Source organism: Amycolatopsis sp. NPDC098790 (genome assembly GCF_044759945.1).
Lineage (GTDB): Bacteria > Actinomycetota > Actinomycetes > Mycobacteriales > Pseudonocardiaceae > Amycolatopsis.
In genome coordinates this window covers 516,681-533,457 of sequence record NZ_JBIWAI010000006.1, presented here as the reverse complement: position 1 = coordinate 533,457, position 16,777 = coordinate 516,681, and the positions used below count along the sequence as shown (strand labels likewise).

The 16,777-nt window shown below is 72.5% G+C and carries 13 protein-coding genes; 5 read left to right on the top strand and 8 right to left on the bottom strand.

Features of this window, described 5'->3' with window-relative positions; all coding sequences use genetic code 11:
- Positions 1 to 15: 15 nt before the first annotated feature.
- Positions 16 to 1,044 (top strand): helix-turn-helix domain-containing protein, encoded by a 1,029-nt coding sequence (locus ACIQWX_RS39535; protein ID WP_400882451.1) that lies wholly within the window; start codon positions 16 to 18, stop codon positions 1,042 to 1,044.
- Here ACIQWX_RS39535 and ACIQWX_RS39530 read toward each other — a convergent pair.
- On the bottom strand, positions 1,037 to 4,729 hold the full coding sequence (locus ACIQWX_RS39530; RefSeq protein ID WP_400882448.1) for a S8 family serine peptidase: 3,693 nt from the start codon (positions 4,727 to 4,729) through the stop codon (positions 1,037 to 1,039). The genes ACIQWX_RS39535 and ACIQWX_RS39530 overlap by 8 nt on opposite strands.
- Positions 4,730 to 4,922: 193 nt before the next feature.
- Between ACIQWX_RS39530 and ACIQWX_RS39525 the strand changes: the two genes are divergently transcribed.
- From ACIQWX_RS39525 to phoU, 3 genes are all read left to right on the top strand, one after another.
- Positions 4,923 to 5,732 (top strand): hypothetical protein, encoded by an 810-nt coding sequence (locus ACIQWX_RS39525; RefSeq protein WP_400882445.1) that lies wholly within the window; start codon positions 4,923 to 4,925, stop codon positions 5,730 to 5,732.
- 45 nt (positions 5,733 to 5,777) lie between these two features.
- Positions 5,778 to 6,290: a peptidase inhibitor family I36 protein gene (locus ACIQWX_RS39520; RefSeq protein ID WP_400882442.1), complete on the top strand. Its 513-nt coding sequence runs from the start codon at positions 5,778 to 5,780 to the stop codon at positions 6,288 to 6,290.
- Between the two features lie 79 nt (positions 6,291 to 6,369).
- The gene (phoU, locus tag ACIQWX_RS39515; RefSeq protein ID WP_400882439.1) at positions 6,370 to 7,011 is read left to right on the top strand and encodes a phosphate signaling complex protein PhoU; all 642 of its coding nucleotides are present in this window, start codon (positions 6,370 to 6,372) and stop codon (positions 7,009 to 7,011) included.
- On the opposite strand, the gene ACIQWX_RS39510 is transcribed toward phoU, so the two are convergent.
- The 3 genes from ACIQWX_RS39510 to ACIQWX_RS39500 form a co-directional block, all read right to left on the bottom strand.
- The gene (locus ACIQWX_RS39510) at positions 6,961 to 9,210 is read right to left on the bottom strand and encodes a heavy metal translocating P-type ATPase (protein ID WP_400883117.1); all 2,250 of its coding nucleotides are present in this window, start codon (positions 9,208 to 9,210) and stop codon (positions 6,961 to 6,963) included. The two genes, phoU and ACIQWX_RS39510, sit on opposite strands and share 51 nt — an antisense overlap.
- Positions 9,211 to 9,449: 239 nt before the next feature.
- Positions 9,450 to 9,602: a hypothetical protein gene (locus tag ACIQWX_RS39505; protein ID WP_400882436.1), complete on the bottom strand. Its 153-nt coding sequence runs from the start codon at positions 9,600 to 9,602 to the stop codon at positions 9,450 to 9,452.
- Positions 9,603 to 9,617: 15 nt separating this feature from the next.
- Positions 9,618 to 9,824 carry a heavy-metal-associated domain-containing protein gene (locus ACIQWX_RS39500; protein WP_400882433.1) on the bottom strand — a complete coding sequence of 69 codons (207 nt, stop codon included), beginning with the start codon at positions 9,822 to 9,824 and terminating at the stop codon, positions 9,618 to 9,620.
- A 147-nt stretch (positions 9,825 to 9,971) separates the two neighbouring features.
- On the opposite strand from ACIQWX_RS39500, the gene ACIQWX_RS39495 reads away from it, so the two are divergent.
- Positions 9,972 to 10,547, top strand: a complete 576-nt coding sequence (locus ACIQWX_RS39495) for a sigma-70 family RNA polymerase sigma factor (RefSeq protein WP_400882430.1) — start codon at positions 9,972 to 9,974, stop codon at positions 10,545 to 10,547.
- On the opposite strand, the gene ACIQWX_RS39490 is transcribed toward ACIQWX_RS39495, so the two are convergent.
- The 4 genes from ACIQWX_RS39490 to ACIQWX_RS39475 all read right to left on the bottom strand — a co-directional run bounded on the left by ACIQWX_RS39490 (position 10,533) and on the right by ACIQWX_RS39475 (position 16,714).
- Entirely contained in the window at positions 10,533 to 12,764 is a 2,232-nt protein-coding gene (locus ACIQWX_RS39490) for a heavy metal translocating P-type ATPase (protein WP_400882427.1), read from the bottom strand. The genes ACIQWX_RS39495 and ACIQWX_RS39490 overlap by 15 nt on opposite strands.
- A gap of 8 nt (positions 12,765 to 12,772) precedes the next feature.
- Positions 12,773 to 14,683, bottom strand: a complete 1,911-nt coding sequence (locus ACIQWX_RS39485) for a cytochrome c oxidase assembly protein (RefSeq protein ID WP_400882425.1) — start codon at positions 14,681 to 14,683, stop codon at positions 12,773 to 12,775.
- 70 nt (positions 14,684 to 14,753) lie between these two features.
- Positions 14,754 to 15,368: a DUF5134 domain-containing protein gene (locus ACIQWX_RS39480; RefSeq protein ID WP_400882422.1), complete on the bottom strand. Its 615-nt coding sequence runs from the start codon at positions 15,366 to 15,368 to the stop codon at positions 14,754 to 14,756.
- Positions 15,365 to 16,714 carry a PepSY-associated TM helix domain-containing protein gene (locus ACIQWX_RS39475; protein WP_400882419.1) on the bottom strand — a complete coding sequence of 450 codons (1,350 nt, stop codon included), beginning with the start codon at positions 16,712 to 16,714 and terminating at the stop codon, positions 15,365 to 15,367. Before ACIQWX_RS39475 ends, ACIQWX_RS39480 begins: the two co-directional genes overlap by 4 nt.
- Positions 16,715 to 16,777: the final 63 nt, after the last annotated feature.

Here is a 16,777-nt window from a genome sequence, read left to right as displayed (position 1 = left end):
TGGCTAGGAGGCACTGTGCTGGAAGCGCTGGGCATGACTCCCGACGAAGAACGGGTCTACCGCGTGATCGTCGGCGGGTACCGGACCGCGCCCGACGAGATCGCGGGCCGGATCGGCGTGGGCCGCGGCGAGGTGGAGCCGATCCTGGACGTCCTGCTGGCGAAGGGGCTCGTCAACGTGGCCGACGGCCACTACGTGTCCGCGCCGCCGGACGTCTCCCTCGGCCCGCTGCTGGTGCACGGGCAGGAGAAGCTGGAGGCCGCCAGGGCCGCGGTGTCCCAGCTCGCCGAGGAGTACCGCGGCAGCGCGCGGCGGCGTGACTCCGCGCAGCTCGTCGAGGTCGTCACCGGGGTGGACGCGATCCGCCGCCAGGCCCTCGCCATCCAGCGCGGCGCCCGCGAAGAGTCCCTGTGGTTCTGCCTGGAGGGCAACGTCGCGATGGCGGCGTCGGAGAACGTCGAGGAGGCGCTGGCGCAGGCCCGCGGCGTGCAGTACCGCGTGATCTACGAGACCGGCCTGCTCGAAGAACCCGGCCGGATCGTCAACGTCCTGGAAGGGATCGAGGGCGGCGAGATCGCCCGCTCGATCCCGAAACTGCCGGTGCGCCTGGCCATCTCCGACCGCCGGGTGGCGCTGTGCCCGCTGGTCGGCCACGACAGCACGGGCGAGCCCACCGCCGCGCTCGTCCGGGAAAGCAGCCTCCTGTCCGCGCTGGTCGCGTTGTTCGAGGTCTACTGGGAACGCGCGTCGCCGCTGCGGATCGGCGACACCGCGCCCACCCCCCACCTCGACCCCGACGAGCGGCGGCTGCTGTCCCTGCTCATCGGCGGGGTCAGCGACAAGTCGATCGCGACCCAGCTCAACGTCAGCTACCGGACCGTCCAGCGGCGTCTGCAGGACCTCATGCGCCGGGTCGACGCCCGCACCCGGATGCAACTGGCCTGGCAGGCCAGCAAGCTCGGCTGGCTGGACGAGCCGAGCCCCGGGCACCTCCTGCCGCGTGACGGCGGGAGGCACCCGGAGCCCGTCGGCGACGCTATTTGAGCCCGTACGCCCGGAGCACCGTCTGGTCGACGCTGTTCCCCGCGTTGTCGGTGGCCTGCACCCGCAACGCGACGTAGGAGTTCGTGGCCCCGAGCGGGTGGTCGATCGTGGCCTCGTAGGACTTCCCGGTGCGCTTGACGTCGACGGCGCGCCAGGTCTTGCCGTCGTCGTAGGACGCCCACGCCTTCATCGACCGCACGTCCGGCGCGGCCATCCCGTCCTGCAACCGGGCGGTCAGGCCGATCCTGGCCCGGCGACCGGCCGGGAGCCGGTTGCCGGCGTCCGCGTCGACCGCGTAGTCCAGCTGCAGCAGCGGAAGCAGCGCCGGTGCCGCCGACCGCGCCGAGCGGAACGTCCACGACGTCTGCGTGCCGGTGCCGAACAGCCACTCCGGCGAGTCACGCCGCACCGACAGGTCGAGCCGGTAGGTCGCCGGGTCCGCGCCGGCGGGGAAGGTGCCGAACGCGGAAGGCTGTTCCGACACGAGCTTGCCGTCGCGGAACAGCTTCGCCGACGTGACGGCCGGCCCGGCCTGGTCGTCGCCTTCGTTGAAGCCGTAGTGCCCGGCCTGGCTGTCGACGAACTCCGGGATCCGGAGCTGGAGCTCGTCGCCTTCGCGGGTGGAGTCCATACCCGGGACACCCCGCGGGATGGCGGGCCGGACGACCGGCGCGAACCAGTCCTCGGTGATGTTCTCCTCGCCCGTGTAGGTGCGCGGTGCCGCGGTCATGCCGCCCTGGAGCGGGGACATCTCGTCCCAGATCAGGCCGTGCTTGACCCGGTGCTGCCACTGGACGTCCCCGGAACTGACGTACTCCTGGCGGGTCGACGGCGTCGTCACGTACCGCTGGTACTCGTTGACGGCGAAGTCCTGCCACGGCTTCCAGGCGAACCGCTGTTCCTTCGCCTCACCGCCACTGCCGGCCTGGCGGTAGTGGGTCGTGACGGTCGCGGTGTTCGCCGCGGTGACCCGGTGGACGGGCTTCTCCGGGATCCGGTCGCGCTCGGTCTGCACCACGTCGTAGAGGTACGGGCTGACCGCGATCCCCTGCAGGCTCAAGAACGTCGGGAACCGCTTGATCTTGGCCAGCAGCGCGAGCCCCTCGTCCCGGTCGAGCTGGACGGTCGGGATCTTCAGGAACGGCGCCGCGCTGACCGACGGCACGCTGTCCGATGGCACCGAGGCGGTGCCCCAGCCGTCCGGCACGACGATGAAGACCATCGCCGCCCCGGCGTCCGCGGCGGCGCGGGACACCTCGTCGCGGTTGTAGTCCGCCGGGTCCGGGTCGACGATCGCGGCCTTCCCGCGCACGTTCTTGAAGTCCGCCGGTTTGCCGTGACCCGCGGAGACGGCCTGCAGCAACTTCCAGCCGTCCAGCTTGGGCGACCCGGCGAGGTAGCGGTTCGTCAGCGGGTCACGGCCGCCCAGGACGTTGACCGTCAACGGCGGCGCGATCCTCGACCAGCGGGAGCCGAACTCGAAGGCGCCGGTCGTCACCTTCGGCGTCGGGGTGACCCGGAGTTCGCGCGTGTAGTCGAACTGCATGGCGTAGTTCGCGATCTTGCGCGGGCCGAGCTCGCGGTAGGTGTAGTAGCTCCAGATCCCGGCCTGTTCGGACGGTTGCGGGGTCTGGATCTCCACCTTCACCGCCTTGCGGGCGTCCAGCACGACGGCCGTGTCGCCGGTGACCCGGATCTCCGGCTGGACGACCTGGAACGCCGTGAGGCCGTCTTCGGTGCCGTTGACCTGGGCGGTCAGGTAGTACACGCCCGCGCCGAGCTCGACCGTCAGGCCGTCGCCGGCCAGCCAGGTGTTGACGTCGAAGCGGTAGTCCTCGCCGTACATCAGCAGCCACGGCGCCGTGGTCGGCTTGCCCCGCAGGTCGAGGGCGGTGAGGGTGACCTTGTGCTTGGGCGCGGTCTTGTCCGCGCCGAGCGCGGTGTGCACCACCACCCCGCCGGCCGTCGCGGTGAGCCGGCCGCTGTAGGTGCCCGCCGCCAGTTTCGCCGGGTCGCCGGTGATCGTGACGGTCGCCCGGCCACCGGCCGGAACGTCCACAGTGGACTTGTCGAGCCGGATCCCGTCCCCGGCGGGGACGCCGGCGAGGGACTTGGCCTCGAGCGCGAGTTTCAGCGAGACCGGCGTGGTGCCGGCGTTGGTGTAGGTGACCTCTTTGGACACCGGCGCTTTGCCGTCCTCGACGGCGCCGAGGTCGAGCGTGCCGGTGGCGAAGACCTTCTGCTTCACCGCGCGCGCCACGTCGACCCGGCCGCCGCCCTGCTCGAACACCGAAAGCCCCTTAGCGGTCAGGGAAGTGCTGGCCAGCGCGTCCTTGAGCTGACTGCCTTTCCAGTCGGGGTGCTGCTGGGCGAGGATCGCCACCGCGCCGGCGACGTGCGGCGTGGCCATCGAGGTGCCGGAGGCGGCGGTGTAGTGGTCGTCGACGACGTCGCCCATGGCGGTCCCCGCGGCGCGGGCGGCGACGATGCCGACGCCGGGCGCGGTGATGTCGGGCTTGACGGCGTTGTCGCCCAGCCGCGGGCCGCGGCTGGAGAACGACGCCAGGCTCTCGTCGCGGCCGACCGCGCCGACGGTCAGCGCGGCTTCGGCGGTGCCCGGCGAGCCGACCGTGTAAGCGCCCTGTTCGCCGTCGTTGCCCGCGGCCACCACGAAGAGCGTGCCGGTTTGTTCGCTGAGCGCTTCGAGGCCGAGGCTGAGCGCGTCGGTGCCGTCGGTCGGACCGCCGCCGAGGCTCATGTTGACCGCCTTGGCGCCGGAGTGCGCCGCCCACTCCATCCCGGCGAGGACCCAGGACTCGTAGCCGAAGCCGTCGTCGTCGAGCACCTTGCCGACGAGCAGTTTCGCACCCGGTGCGGCACCCTTGAGCCGGCCGCCCGAGGCGGCGCCGGAGCCCGCGATCGTCGAGGCGACGTGCGTGCCGTGGCCGAAGTGGTCGGTCGTGTCGGGGCTGGTCGTGAAGTTGACCGCCTCGCTCACGCGCCCGGCGAGATCGGGGTGGGTGGGGTCGTAGCCGGTGTCGAGCACGGCGACCGTGGTGCCGGTGCCGTCGTAACCCGCGGCCCAGGCTTCGGGGGCACCGATCTGCGGGACGCTGCGATCGAGGGAGGCGCGGACCTTGCGGTCCAGGGAGATCCGCTCGATGTCTCCCGACGAGGCCCAGAACGCGGCGGCGTTCGCCTTGCTGGCTCGCGCGGAGCGGCCGTTGACGCTGCTCAGCGTCACGCCCAAGTCGGCTTTCGCGGTGGTCTTCCGGAGGTCCGTGCCCTGGCGGTAGGTGAGGATCAGCGGGAGGGTCGCCGACTGCTCGTCGGCGTAGCCCTCGGCGATCAGCTCGGTGACGTCGAAGAGGGTCCGGTCGACCTGCTTCGCGCCCAGCCGCGGGGTGACGTCCTCGGGGAAGACGCTGAGGTGGCCGTCGACCTCCTGCTGGTGGAACCGGATCTTCTCCCGGCCCGGCGCGGGCTGGACGGTGGCGGCCTGCTTGCCGCCGGGCTGCCGTTCGACCTGGACGACGTCCCCGGTGAGCAGGGTGACCGAATGGCGTTCGGTACCCGCGGGTGACGCTGCCGCCTGCGGGCCGGGCGCCGCGTTCGCGACTCCGGCGGTGCCCGCGGCGAGGGTGCCGACGCAGGCCACGACCAGAACAGATGATCTCCAGTGCATCGCACCAGGCTCGCGCCGGCGCCGTCATCCGTCACTAGGGCGGGCGCGTCCGAATCACGACACGTCGCATCTTCGTCAGCGTCGATCGTACGCCTGACGGCCGCCGGCCTCGACCGCAACACATCCACAACGCTTTCGAACCATCCCCTCGGCGACGCTGTGCCGCGTGGACACGACCGGCCGGGGAGGACGCATGCGGAAGCTGATCACGGTGGCGTTCGCCGTCGCCCTGCTGGCCGGCTGTTCGGCCCCCGCGCCGGTGACGGCGCCGCCGGCGCTGTTGCGCAGCGCCGATCTCCGGCTGCCGCTCGACGACTACCTGCTGGCCCCGGCCGAGCTGCGCGAGCTCAGCGCGGCCAGGGGACTGCTGATCCGGCGGTGCATGACCGCGGCCGGCGTCGACTACCCGGCGCGTGCCGACGCGGCGCCGAAGGGCCCGCGGACCTGGAACGAGCGCCGCTACGGCCTCACCGACCCGGACCTCGCCGCGGTGGCGGGCTACGGGCTCGGCGACCGCGAACCGGTCGCCGACAAGCCGCCGCCCGCGCTCGACGCCGCGGCCAAGGCGGCGCTGGACGGCCCACGGGGATGTGCCGCGCGGGCCGGCGAAGAGCAACGACGCGGCGACCCGGGCCTCGACCGCGACCTCCCCCGCCGGCTCGCCGCGCAGAGCTTCGCCGGATCGCGCCGCGCCCCGGAGGTGGTGGACGTCTTCCGGAAGTGGTCGGAATGCATGCGCGTCAACGGGTTCGGCTACGACGACCCGCTCGCGCCGCCGGCCGACCGCCGGTTCGCCGGACCGGGTGAGCCCGCGGCCGGGGAGATCGCGACCGCGGGCGCCGACCTCGAGTGCAAGCGGCGCACCAACCTGGTCGGCGTGTGGTTCACCGCCGAAGCCGCGATCCAGAACGGCCTCGTCGGCGGCAACCGCGCGCAGCTGCAGCGGATCCGGCAGGCCAACGACGCGGAGCTGGCGCTGTCCCGCCGGCTGATCGCCCCCTGAACCGGCGCGGCCGACCGCCGCGCGGACCCAGAGATCGGAGAACCGATGCGAAGAATCATCGTCAGAGCCGGGATCCTGTTCGGCGCGCTCGCGCTCGCCATGGGCGCGGTGGCGGGACCGGCCGCAGCCGCCCCCACGCCCGACACCGCCACCGCCTCGGTGAGCCAGGGCAAGGCACCGAGCCCGGTGAAGAAACGCGGTGACGCCACCACGAACGTCTCACCGGGCAACGGCGTCTGCGAGGTGTTCGAGTTCTGCCTGTTCCGGCTGACCGGCTTCCAGGGCAGCATGGTCGACATCTTCCGGAACGTGCCGAACTACGCCGGAGTCCTCTACTTCGTGTGGGCACCCGGAGTCGGCGAACCGATCGCGAACAACAGCGAAAGCGCTTTCAACGGCGACCCGGACCTCTTCGTGATCACCTGCACCGATCCGGGCTTCAGCGGTCAGTGCGGCTACATCCCCCCCCCCGATCAACGGCGGCGACTTCCTGCCCGACTTCTTCCTCAACGTCGAGTCGCACTACTTCGCGTAACCAGTGCGAGAGCGGTGAAGTGAGCCGTCCGGGACCCTCCGGCCGGCTCACCTCGTCTCCCGTGCGACTTCGGCCACCGCAACCCCGGTAGGATGGCCGGCTATGCGCGAAGGTTTCCACAACGACTTGCAGCGCCTCACCGGGCACCTGGCCGAGATGTGCGACGCAGCCGCCCACGCGATGCAGCGCGCCACCGAGGCGCTGGTGAACGCCGATCTCGACCTCGCCCAGCAGGTCATCGCCGGCGACGACGCCCTCGACGCGCTGCGCGCCCAGTGTGAAGAAGACGCCTACGCCCTGCTCGCCCTCCAGGCTCCGGTCGCCGGCGATCTTCGCCGGGTCCTCGCCGTCGTCTACTGCGCCGAGAAGGTCGAGCGCATGGGTGACCTGGCTGCGCACGTCGCCGACACCGCTCGTTTCGCCCACCCCGACCCCGCTGTACCGGCCGACCTGATCCCGACCTTCGAACGGATGGGCCGGCTCGACGCGGAGATGGCCGAGCGGGTCGCCGGTCAGGTCCGCGCCGGCACCGACGGTTTCGCCGAGCTGCGCCAGGCCGACGAGGCCGTCGACGCGCTGCACGCGGACCTCCTGGCGGCGATCACCGGCGAGAACTGGCAGCACGACCAGCGCACCGCCGTCACCGCGGCCCTGACCACCCGGTTCTACGAGCGCTTCGCCGACCAAGCCGTCTCAGTCGCCAAACGCCTCGAGTTCGCGAACACCGGCGACCTGCCGGGATGACCGCGCGGCCGGGTCGCCGGCCGGCTGGAACCGGGTCAGGCGCAGGCTGTTCGACACGACCAGGCAGCTCGACAACGCCATCGCGGCACCGGCGATCATCGGGTTGAGCAACCCCGCCGCGGCCAATGGCAACGCGGCCACGTTGTACGCCAGCGCCCAGAACAAGTTGGCTTTGATCGTCGCCAGGGTCCGGCGGGACAGCCGGATCGCGTCCACCGCGGCCATCAGGTCGCCGCGCACCAGCGTCAGGTCGCCGGCTTCGATCGCCGCGTCGGTCCCGGTGCCGATCGCCAGCCCCAGGTCCGCCGAGGCGAGGGCGGCCGCGTCGTTGACGCCGTCGCCGATCATCGCCACGACGTGCCCCTGAGCTTTCAGGTCGGCGATCACCTCGACCTTCTGCTCCGGCGAGACGTCCGCGATGACCTCGGTGATCCCGGCTTCGCGAGCGATGGCCCGCGCCACGGCCTCGTTGTCGCCGGTGAGCAGGATCGGCGTCAACCCGAGCCGGCGCAGCTGGAACACCGCCGGCGCCGACGTCGGTTTCACCGTGTCGGCCACCACGAGCACCGCGTGCGCGAACCCGTCCCACGCCAGGATCACCGCGGTGTGCCCGGCCTGCTCCGCCTTCCGCTTCACCGCCAGCAACGACGACGGCAACCGCACCGAAAGCCGGTGCATCAGCTCGGGACGGCCGACGACGACGCGGTGGCCGTCGACCCGGCCGAGGACACCGAACCCGGCGACGTTGCGGAACTCCCGCACCTCCCCCACCGAACCGAACCGCCGCAACGCGGCCGACACCACGGCGTCGGCGATCGGGTGCTCGGAAGCGTTTTCCAGCGCGCCCGCCAGCTGCAGCGCAAGGTCGGACGGGACGCCGTCGACGGTCCGGACGGCGACCAGGCTCATCTTCCCGGTGGTCACCGTGCCGGTCTTGTCGAGCACGACGGTGTCCACCCGGCGCGTCGATTCGAGCATCTCCGGCCCCTTGACCAGGACGCCGAGCTGGGCGCCGCGGCCGGTGCCGACCAGCAGCGCGGTCGGTGTCGCCAAGCCGAGCGCGCAGGGGCAGGCGATGATCAGCACGGCGACGGCGGCGGTGAACGCCGCCGCGGTGTCCGCGCCGGAACCGAGCCAGAAACCCAAGGTGGCGATCGCGAGCGCCATCACGACCGGGACGAACACCGCGGAGACGCGGTCGGCCAGCCGCTGCACGTCGGCCTTGCCGCTCTGCGCGCGTTCCACCATCGCCGCGATCCGCGCGAGGCGGGTTTCCGCGCCGACACGGGTCGCCCGCACCACCAGGCGGCCGCTCATGCTGACCGTGGCGCCGACGACGTGCGTCCCCGCCGAAACCTCGACTGGGACGGCCTCGCCGGTGACCAGGCTGAGGTCGACGGCGGAATCGCCTTCCTCGACGACGCCGTCGGTCGCGATCTTTTCCCCGGGCCGGACGACGAACCGCTCGCCGACACGCAGCTGCTCGATCGGCACCCGCTCTTCGCGGTCGTTCCGGAGGACGGAGACGGATTTCGCGCCGAGGTCCAGCAGGGCGCGGAGCGCGGCACCGGCCCGGCGGCGGGATCGGGATTCGAAGAACCGGCCCGCGAGGATGAACAGCGTGACGCCGGTGGCGACCTCGAAGTAGATGCCGTCGAGGTTGTGGTCGGCGGCGAGCGTGAGCTCGAACTCGTGGCGCATCCCGATGACGCCCGCGCCGCCGAAGAACAGCGCGTAGAGCGACCAGAGGTAAGCCGCGGCGACGCCCATCGACACCAGCGTGTCCATGGTCGCGGTCGCGTGACGCAGGTTCGTCCAGGCCGCACGGTGCAGCGGCCAGGCGCCCCACACGACCACGGGGGTGGCCAGCACGAGCGAAACCCATTGCCAGGCCGGGAACTGCAGAGCGGGCACCATCGCCAGCAGGATCACCGGCGCGCCCAGCACGGCCGAGCCCAGCAGCCGCTGCCTCAGCAGGTCGGGCGGCGCTTCGGCGGGCTCGGCGGCTTCCGGCTCGGGTGGCGCGGGTGGCTGGGCGGTGTAGCCGGCCGCCTCGATCGTCCGGACGATGTCCTCGACCGTCAGCGCCGCCGGCACCGAGACCAGCGCCTTCTCCGTGGCGTAGTTGACCGCCGCCTCGACACCGTCGAGGCGGTTCAGCTTGCGCTCGATCCGCGCCGCGCACGAACCGCAGGTCATGCCGCCGATGACGAGCTCGATCTCTTCGCCGACCGGGGCGGGCTGTGCGGCCGGCGTGGGCCGGGCCGCGGGCGCGGGCGCGGGCGCGGGCGCGGGCGCGGGCGAAGCAGCAAGCGCCTCCTGCGCGGGCAAAGCCATCGAGACGAACGAAGCAGTCGGCGCCGCCAGGGCTTCCTGCGCGGACAAAGCTGCCGGCGCCGGCGGATCGGCCTGCGCGGGCAGCGCCACCGTCGCCGGCGCTACGGCGTGCCGGGCATCTGCATACCGGGCACCGAGGGCGGCGATGGGTGTGGTGCGGGGCTCGGGCCCACGAGGCTCCCCAGGAGCCAGGCCAGGCCGAACACCAAGCCCAGCAGCAGCGCGAACCCGCTCACCTTGGCCGAAGTCGGCATGACGGCCTCTCCCGGTCATCGGACGAGCTGGTAGCCCGCGACCTGGACGGCGCCCTCGACCTGCTCCAGCGCCAGCGCGCCTTCGCTGGTCACCAGGACGCGGCCCGAGTTCAGGTCGACGTCGACGTCACGAACCCCGGGCAGCTCGCCGACCTCTTCCTTGACCGACGCGACGCAGTGCCCGCAAGTCATTCCCGTCACCACGTACGTGCTCTGAGTCATCGTCGCACCTTCCCGGCCCCGTGGCCGTCTCGTGACGAGGCAGTGGCCTCGCCGTGACAAGAAGGTCGGCTCGGATCGCGAAATGGTTCCCGCGACCCGAGCCGAAATCTTTTGAACCATCCCGGCCCGGGCCGCGTACTAGCCGGTGTGAGGCCACATTCCTCGGATGACGCCGAGATCACCCAGTGGGCGCGGCTCGCCGGGCGCGGCGACCGGGTCGCGCTCGAGCGGTTCCTGCGCGCGACCCAGCCGCACGTCTGGCGGTTCGTGGCCGGGTTGTGCGACACCCAGTCCGCCGACGACCTGACCCAGGAGACCTACGTCCGGGCCCTCGGCGGCCTGAGCCGCTTCCGCGGGGACGCCTCGGCGCGCACGTGGCTGCTGTCGATCGCCCGGCGAGTGGTTGCCGACCACATCCGCGCGCTGCGGGTCCGCCCGCGTCCGGCCACCCTCGCCGACTGGCAGGCCGCCGGGAGCCGCGCCGGGTCACCGGAGCACACGGCCTTCGAGGAACGCGTGCTGCTCGACCACCTCGTCGCCGCGCTCGAACCGGACCGGCGGGACGCCTTCGTGCTGACCCAGTCCCTGGGACTGTCCTATGCGGACGCCGCGGCGGTGTGCGGCTGCCCGGTCGGCACGATCCGCTCCCGGGTCGCGCGGGCCCGCGACGACCTCGCGGCGGCGATGCGCGACCTCCCCGTCCGTCACTCAGCCGTCGGCTGATCCACCGGAGCCGTCGAACGACCGCAGCCGCAGGCTGTTCGACACCACCAGCACCGACGAGAGCGACATGGCCGCGCCCGCGATGAGGGGGTTGAGCAACCCCGAGGCCGCCAGCGGCAAAGCCGCCACGTTGTAGCCGAACGCCCACGCGAGGTTGCCGCGGATGATCCGCAGGGTCCGGTCGGCGAGCCGGATCGCGTCCGGCACCACGCGCAGGTCGTCCCGCACGAGCACCACGTCCGCGGACCGCAGCGCGATGTCGCTGCCGCGCGCCATCGCCATCCCGAGGTCGGCGGTGGCCAGTGCCGGGCCGTCGTTGATCCCGTCGCCCACCATCGCGACGCGGGCACCGGCCGACCGCAGTTCCTCGACCACGCGGGCCTTGTCCGCGGGCAGCACGCCGGCGCGGACGTCGTCGACGCCGATCTCGGCGGCGACCGCCCGCGCCGCCACCTCGTGGTCGCCGGTGAGCAGCACCGTCCGAAGCCCCTGCTCACGCAACGCGGCCACCGCTGCCGCGGCGGAAGGCTTGACGACGTCGCTGACCTCGATCAGCCCGAGCGGCTCGCCGTCGACCGCGACGAGGACCGGCACGGCCACCCCGGCGGGAACGTCGAACGCCACGGTGATGCCCCGCTCGGCGAACAACCGGGGACTTCCGACGAGGACGGCGTGACCGTCCACAGTGGCCTCCGCACCGAGACCGGGCAGCGCGGTGAACGCGCCGATCCCGGGCAAGCCGGGCAGTTCGGCGCGCGCGGCCGTCACCACGGCGGCCGCGATCGCGTGCTCGGAACCGGACTCGGCGGCTCCGGCGAACCACAGCAGATCGCCGCGGCTGCGCCCCGGGGCCGGGTGGCAGCCGGTGACGGTCATCCGGCCGGTGGTCACCGTGCCGGTCTTGTCCAGCACGACGGTGTCGACCTCGCGGCTGGCCTCGAGAGCGTCCGGGCCCTTGATCAGGATGCCCAGCTGCGCGCCACGCCCGACGCCGGCCATCAGCGCGGTCGGCGTGGCCAGGCCCAATGCGCACGGGCAGGCGATGATCAGCACCGACACGGCCGCGGTGAAGGCGTCCCGCACCGGGTTGCCGGTCAGCAGCCACCCGCCCAGGGTGAGCAGGGCCAGCACCAGCACGACCGGGACGAACACCGCGCAGATCCGGTCGGCCAGCCGCTGGACCGACGCCTTGCGCGCCTGGGCCTGCTCGGCGAGCGCGGTCATCTGCGCGAGCTGGGTGTGCGTGCCGACCGCGGTGGCGCGCACGACCAGCCGTCCCTCGCGGTTCACCGAGGCGCCGATCACCCGGTCACCCGCGGCGACCTCGGCCGGCACCGGCTCCCCGGTGACCGCGCTGACATCCACAGTGGACCGTCCACTGTCGACGAGTCCATCGGCGGCGAACGCCTCCCCCGGCTTCACCACGAACCGGTCGCCGACGACCAGCTCACCGACCGGCACCAGCAGCTCGGTGCCGTCACGCAGGACGCGCACGTCCTTGACGGCCAGCGCGTCCAGCGCGGCCAGCAACCCCGCGGCGTTGCGCCGGGACCGGCTCTCGAAGTACCGGCCGGCCAGCAGGAACGTCGTCACCCCGGCGGCGACGTCGAGGTAGATCGCGTCCGCACCGGCCGCGGTCGGCCCGAACCCGACCCAGTAACCCGGCTCGTGCCCGCCGAACAGCGTCGCCCACGCCGACCAGAAGAAGGACGCCAGCACGCCCAGCGATACTAGAGTGTCCATACCGGACGATCGGTGGCGCAGGTTCCGCAGCGTCGCGCGGTGGAACGGCAATGCCGCCCAGAACACGACGGGGACGGCCAAGGCAAGGCAAAGCCACTGCCAGCCCGGGAACCGCAGCGACGGAACCAGCGCGAGGGTGATCGACAGGTCGCACAGCGGCACGGCCAGCACCGCGGCGACGATCAGCCGGCGGCGCAGGTCGCGCACCCGCTTGAGGGTCAGATCGTCGTCGTTCTCGCCGTGGACGTGAGCGCCGTAGCCGGCTTTGCGGACGCGCTCGATCAGGACGTCGTCCTCGAGCGCCGCGGGAACGTGCACGGTGGCGCGTTCGGTGGCGTAGTTGACCGACGCGCGGACGCCGTCGAGCTTGTTGAGGGTGCGTTCGACGCGCGCCGAGCAGGCGGCGCACGTCATGCCCGTCACGGCCAGGTCGACCGTGCGGACGTCCCCGGTGACCGGGGTGGCGGTGGTCATGGTTCTCCTCAGTTCCGGCGTGCCGCGAGTTCGGCGAGCATGGCGTTGTAGGCGTCGCGGTCGGCTTCGCCGCCGCGGTCGGCCCGGCGGGCCTTCCGTTCGTCGTCGCGCGACCACTGCACCAGCAGGGCCACGACCATGACGACCATCGGGATTTCCCCGCTGGCCCAGGCGATCCCGCCGCCGAGGCGCTGGTCGGCGACCAGGTCACCGGCCCACGGCAGCGCGAGGTAGTGGTAGTAGGTCCAGGCGATCACCGTCTGCTTGCTCATCAGGATGACGCCGAAGAACGCGTGGAACGGCATCACCGCGAACAGCATCCCCAGCCGCACCAGGTGCGGCAGCGGCCGCGGCGTCCGGTCGGCGCCGACCACGACCCAGGCGAACAGGTAACCCGTCACCAGGAAGTGGAGCTTCATCAGCTGGTGCGCCCAGTGGTACTTCATGGCCTCGCCGAACAGGTCCGAGAAGTACAGCGCGTAGAACGACCCGGTGAACAGGATCGCGGCCACCGCGGGGTGGGCGGAGAACCGCGTCACCGGGGCGTGCAGCACGGACGCGATCCATTCGCGGGGACCGGGGACGTCGCCGCGTGCGGGCAGCGCACGCAGGGCCAGCGTGACCGGACCGCCGAGCACCAGGAGGACGGGCGCGAACATGTTGAGCGCCATGTGCGTGACCATGTGCAGGCTGAACGTCCCCGGCGCGTACACGCCGAGCCCCGACGACGTGACCACCACGACGATCGCCCAGCCGCCGAGCCAGGCCACCACCCGGCCCGGCGGCCACTGGTCGCCGCGACGCCGCAGCCGCCGGACCCCGAGCAGGTACCCGGTCACCGCGAGCAAGGCGATCGGCCCGAACAGCAGGTCCGGTCGCCAGTCACCGAGCAGCCGGGCCACGGTCTGCGGAGCGTCCAGACCGTAGCCCAGCACGGTCTCCTGCACGGTGGCCGGGTGGTTCACGAAAGCGGGTGGGACCAACGCGGTCAGCGCCGCCGACCCACCGGTGCCCAAGGCGAGCAGAACCAGCTCCGCCACGACGAACCCGGCACCCGCCCGGCCGCGGCGCCACGCGGCCACACCGAGTCCGGCGACGAGCACGAGCACGGTCTCGACCGCCAGAACCAGCCCGTAGCGGGTGAACAAGCCGTCCGGCCGGGCGAGCACGAGCCCGGACACCGCACCAGAGAGGGCGGTCACCACGAAGCAGATCACCGACAGGCGGTGGTAGCGGCTCAGCACCAGATCGCCGGGGCCACGGCGCAGTCTCGCCAGCAACGCGACCGATGCGCCGAGCCACGCGCTCGCGGCGGGGACGTGCCAGAACATCGCGTTGGTCGCCACGTCGTGGCCGGCGCCCACCGAGACGTGCCCGACGGCCACCAGCGGCAGCAACCCCATGCCCGCGGCCACCGCCGCCGCGACGACCGTCCGCCAGGCCATCGCCGGCCAGGACAGCGCGGTGGCCACGGCCGCCGCGACCGCGACGCAGAGCCAAGCTTTGGGCTCTTCGGTGGCGCTCAAGGTCGGCAGGAACACGTCCGGGCGCAGGACCCGCGCGACCGGCAGGCCCGCGGCGACCGCCGCCGAGAACGGCACCGCGACCACCGCCGCGGCCAGCCAGCACGCCGCGCAGCCCGCGGCGAAACGGCTTGCCGCGTAAGCGTCCGCCGACAACGCGCCGCCCCGGCGCCCGGGTGCGACGAACGCGGCGAACACCAACCCGCCGAAGCACCCCGCCGCCGCGGCGTCGGCCGCGAACCGCACCACCGCGAACCCGTAGGTGGTCAGCGGTCCCGGATCGGCGTTGCCCAAAGGCGCGTACAGATCACCCGCGGTGGCGACGACGAGCAGCACCAGGGCGAGCCCGGCCACCACCGCCGTCACGACCACGTCGCGGAACCGGGACGTCGTCACCCCACAGCCGTCGGGCCGGACCCGGCGCGGGTTCCCGCCTGTGAGCCACCACACAGTCCATTCAGGACGGTCAGGCCATGGTCAGCAGCATCAAACCCATCCCGAGGGCCATCACGCCGCTGGCGCCGCCGCCCAGCGAGCGCAACGCGGGGCGCGACGCGCGGGCGTCGTCGATCGCGCGGCTCAGGAAAACCAGCCCGGCCACGACGAAGACGACCACGAGCACCAGTGCGACGGTCGTGACATCCGCGGGAGTGGATCCGGCGGCGCCGGCCGCGGGCATCGCCATCCCCTCGTGTCCCGCCATCTCCGTCGTGCCGCCCGGGCCCGTCATCCCGCTCATGGCGCGCGGCATCACGAACACCATCCACGCCATGGCCGCCATCATGACGACGTGGTAGACCGCCACCCGGCGCCCGCCGTGGCCCGCGTGCGCGGCGCCGGTGACCGCGACGCCCGCGAACCAGACCGCCGCCAGGACGAAGAACACGGTCTGCGGCCAGCGCGCGACGCTCATGGTCGCCGGCCAGGCCATCGCCACCATCGCCACGCACATCACCACGTGCAGCACGTCACCGGTCCGCTCGGCGGCCGAACCCTGCCGCAGGCAGCGGTAGGCGCAGAACGCTCCCGTGAGGACGAACGTCGCGGTCAGGATCCACCGGAGGCCTTCCGCCGTGATCATGCGGCCACCTTCCGCCGGCGTGCCTCGAGCAGGCCGTCCACGACCAGGAAACCCAGCAGCGACAACCCGAACAGCGGCAGGTAGTACCCGACGACGGCGACCACGACGAGGGCCGGCGCCAGCACCTTCCCCGGGATCCGCCGCCACGTGCCCCGCACCGGTGGCCGCCCGGCCCTGGCCTCGCCGCGCGTCGGCCGGCGCAGCCACCACATCCGGTAGCCCCAGACGATCACGCAGATCAGCGCGACCGCCAGCAGGGTCAGCACGATCTGGTTCCAGATCCCGAAGAGGAAGCCCATGTGCGCGTCGATCCCCCACGTGCTGAGTTTGGCCGCGAGGTTGTAGTCGGCGAACCTGAGCGTGTCGGTGATGGTCCCGGTCGCCGGGTCGACGGCCATCGAATCGGCCTGCACCGGCCAGCTTCGGCCCATTTGCGCCACGACGTAGCCCTTGCCGGGTCCGGCCGGCGGGCGGACTTCGACCGGGTCGGTGAGCCCGGCTCGCAGCGTCGCTTCGCGGGCGCCGTCGAAACCGATGTCCCGGCCGCCTGGGGACGCCGGAACCGTCGCGGACACCGAAGGGCTGGTCCAGTCCAGTTGTGACCGCAGTTCGGTGATGCTGTCGCCGGCGTACTGCGACCACGTCAGGCCGGTGGCGGACAGGAACAGCAGGCCGATGGCCAGGACCAGGCCGGTCCGGCCGTGCCAGGTCAGCAGTTTCGCGCGCGGGCTGGGAGCGGCGGCACGCTTGCGGCGGCGCCGGCCGAACCAGAGCGCGAGCCCGGCGAGCACGACGATCCCCAGCCAGCTGGCGGCCAGTTCGCTGTACAGGCGGCCGAAATCGCCGAGGTGGAGGCTGCGGTGCAGGACGTCGATCCAGCCCCGCACCGGCATCGCCTGCCCCGAACCGTAGGTCTCCAGCTGGCCGCGGACGTCACCGGTGTGCGGGTCGACGAACACCGTCCAGTGGAAGCTGGGTTCCAAGCCGGGCCGGTTGAAGATGACCTGCGTGGTGTCGGTCGGTGCCGGACCGGGGCGCACGCCGGTCAGGGTGCCGTCCGGGACGAGCGCCTTCGCCGTCGCGGCTTGCTGGTCCAGTGGAACGGTTCCGGGCGCCGCCGGGACGTGCAGTTCGTGGTCGTAGACGCTCTGCTCCAGCTGGGGTGCCCACACGTAGGCCAGCCCGGTGACCGCGGCCACCAGCAGGAACGGGCCGATGAAGACACCCGCGTAGAAGTGCAGGCGCAGTAGCAGCGGACGGATCGCGGACCACCCGAAGCGTTGCCCGGGTGGCGCTTCGACGGCGGGATCGGCCGCTGCCGGTTCTTCGCGCTGGTCGATGGACATCAGGCTCCTCTCAGCCGCCCTCCTCCGGCAGAAGTCGGTCCGGGAGCGCGGTTGGTTCCCGGC

What these genes read in the sequence shown, in the direction of transcription:
- ACIQWX_RS39530 (WP_400882448.1), bottom strand. Translation starts at nt 4,729, where the DNA reads ATGCACTGGAGATCATCTGTTCTGGTCGTGGCCTGCGTCGGCACCCTC.
- ACIQWX_RS39525 (WP_400882445.1), top strand. Translation starts at nt 4,923, where the DNA reads ATGCGGAAGCTGATCACGGTGGCGTTCGCCGTCGCCCTGCTGGCCGGC.
- ACIQWX_RS39520 (WP_400882442.1), top strand. Translation starts at nt 5,778, where the DNA reads ATGCGAAGAATCATCGTCAGAGCCGGGATCCTGTTCGGCGCGCTCGCG.
- phoU (WP_400882439.1), top strand. Translation starts at nt 6,370, where the DNA reads ATGCGCGAAGGTTTCCACAACGACTTGCAGCGCCTCACCGGGCACCTG.
- ACIQWX_RS39510 (WP_400883117.1), bottom strand. Translation starts at nt 9,210, where the DNA reads ATGACCTGCGGTTCGTGCGCGGCGCGGATCGAGCGCAAGCTGAACCGC.
- ACIQWX_RS39505 (WP_400882436.1), bottom strand. Translation starts at nt 9,602, where the DNA reads ATGCCGACTTCGGCCAAGGTGAGCGGGTTCGCGCTGCTGCTGGGCTTG.
- ACIQWX_RS39500 (WP_400882433.1), bottom strand. Translation starts at nt 9,824, where the DNA reads ATGACTCAGAGCACGTACGTGGTGACGGGAATGACTTGCGGGCACTGC.
- ACIQWX_RS39490 (WP_400882427.1), bottom strand. Translation starts at nt 12,764, where the DNA reads ATGACCACCGCCACCCCGGTCACCGGGGACGTCCGCACGGTCGACCTG.
- ACIQWX_RS39480 (WP_400882422.1), bottom strand. Translation starts at nt 15,368, where the DNA reads ATGATCACGGCGGAAGGCCTCCGGTGGATCCTGACCGCGACGTTCGTC.
- ACIQWX_RS39475 (WP_400882419.1), bottom strand. Translation starts at nt 16,714, where the DNA reads ATGTCCATCGACCAGCGCGAAGAACCGGCAGCGGCCGATCCCGCCGTC.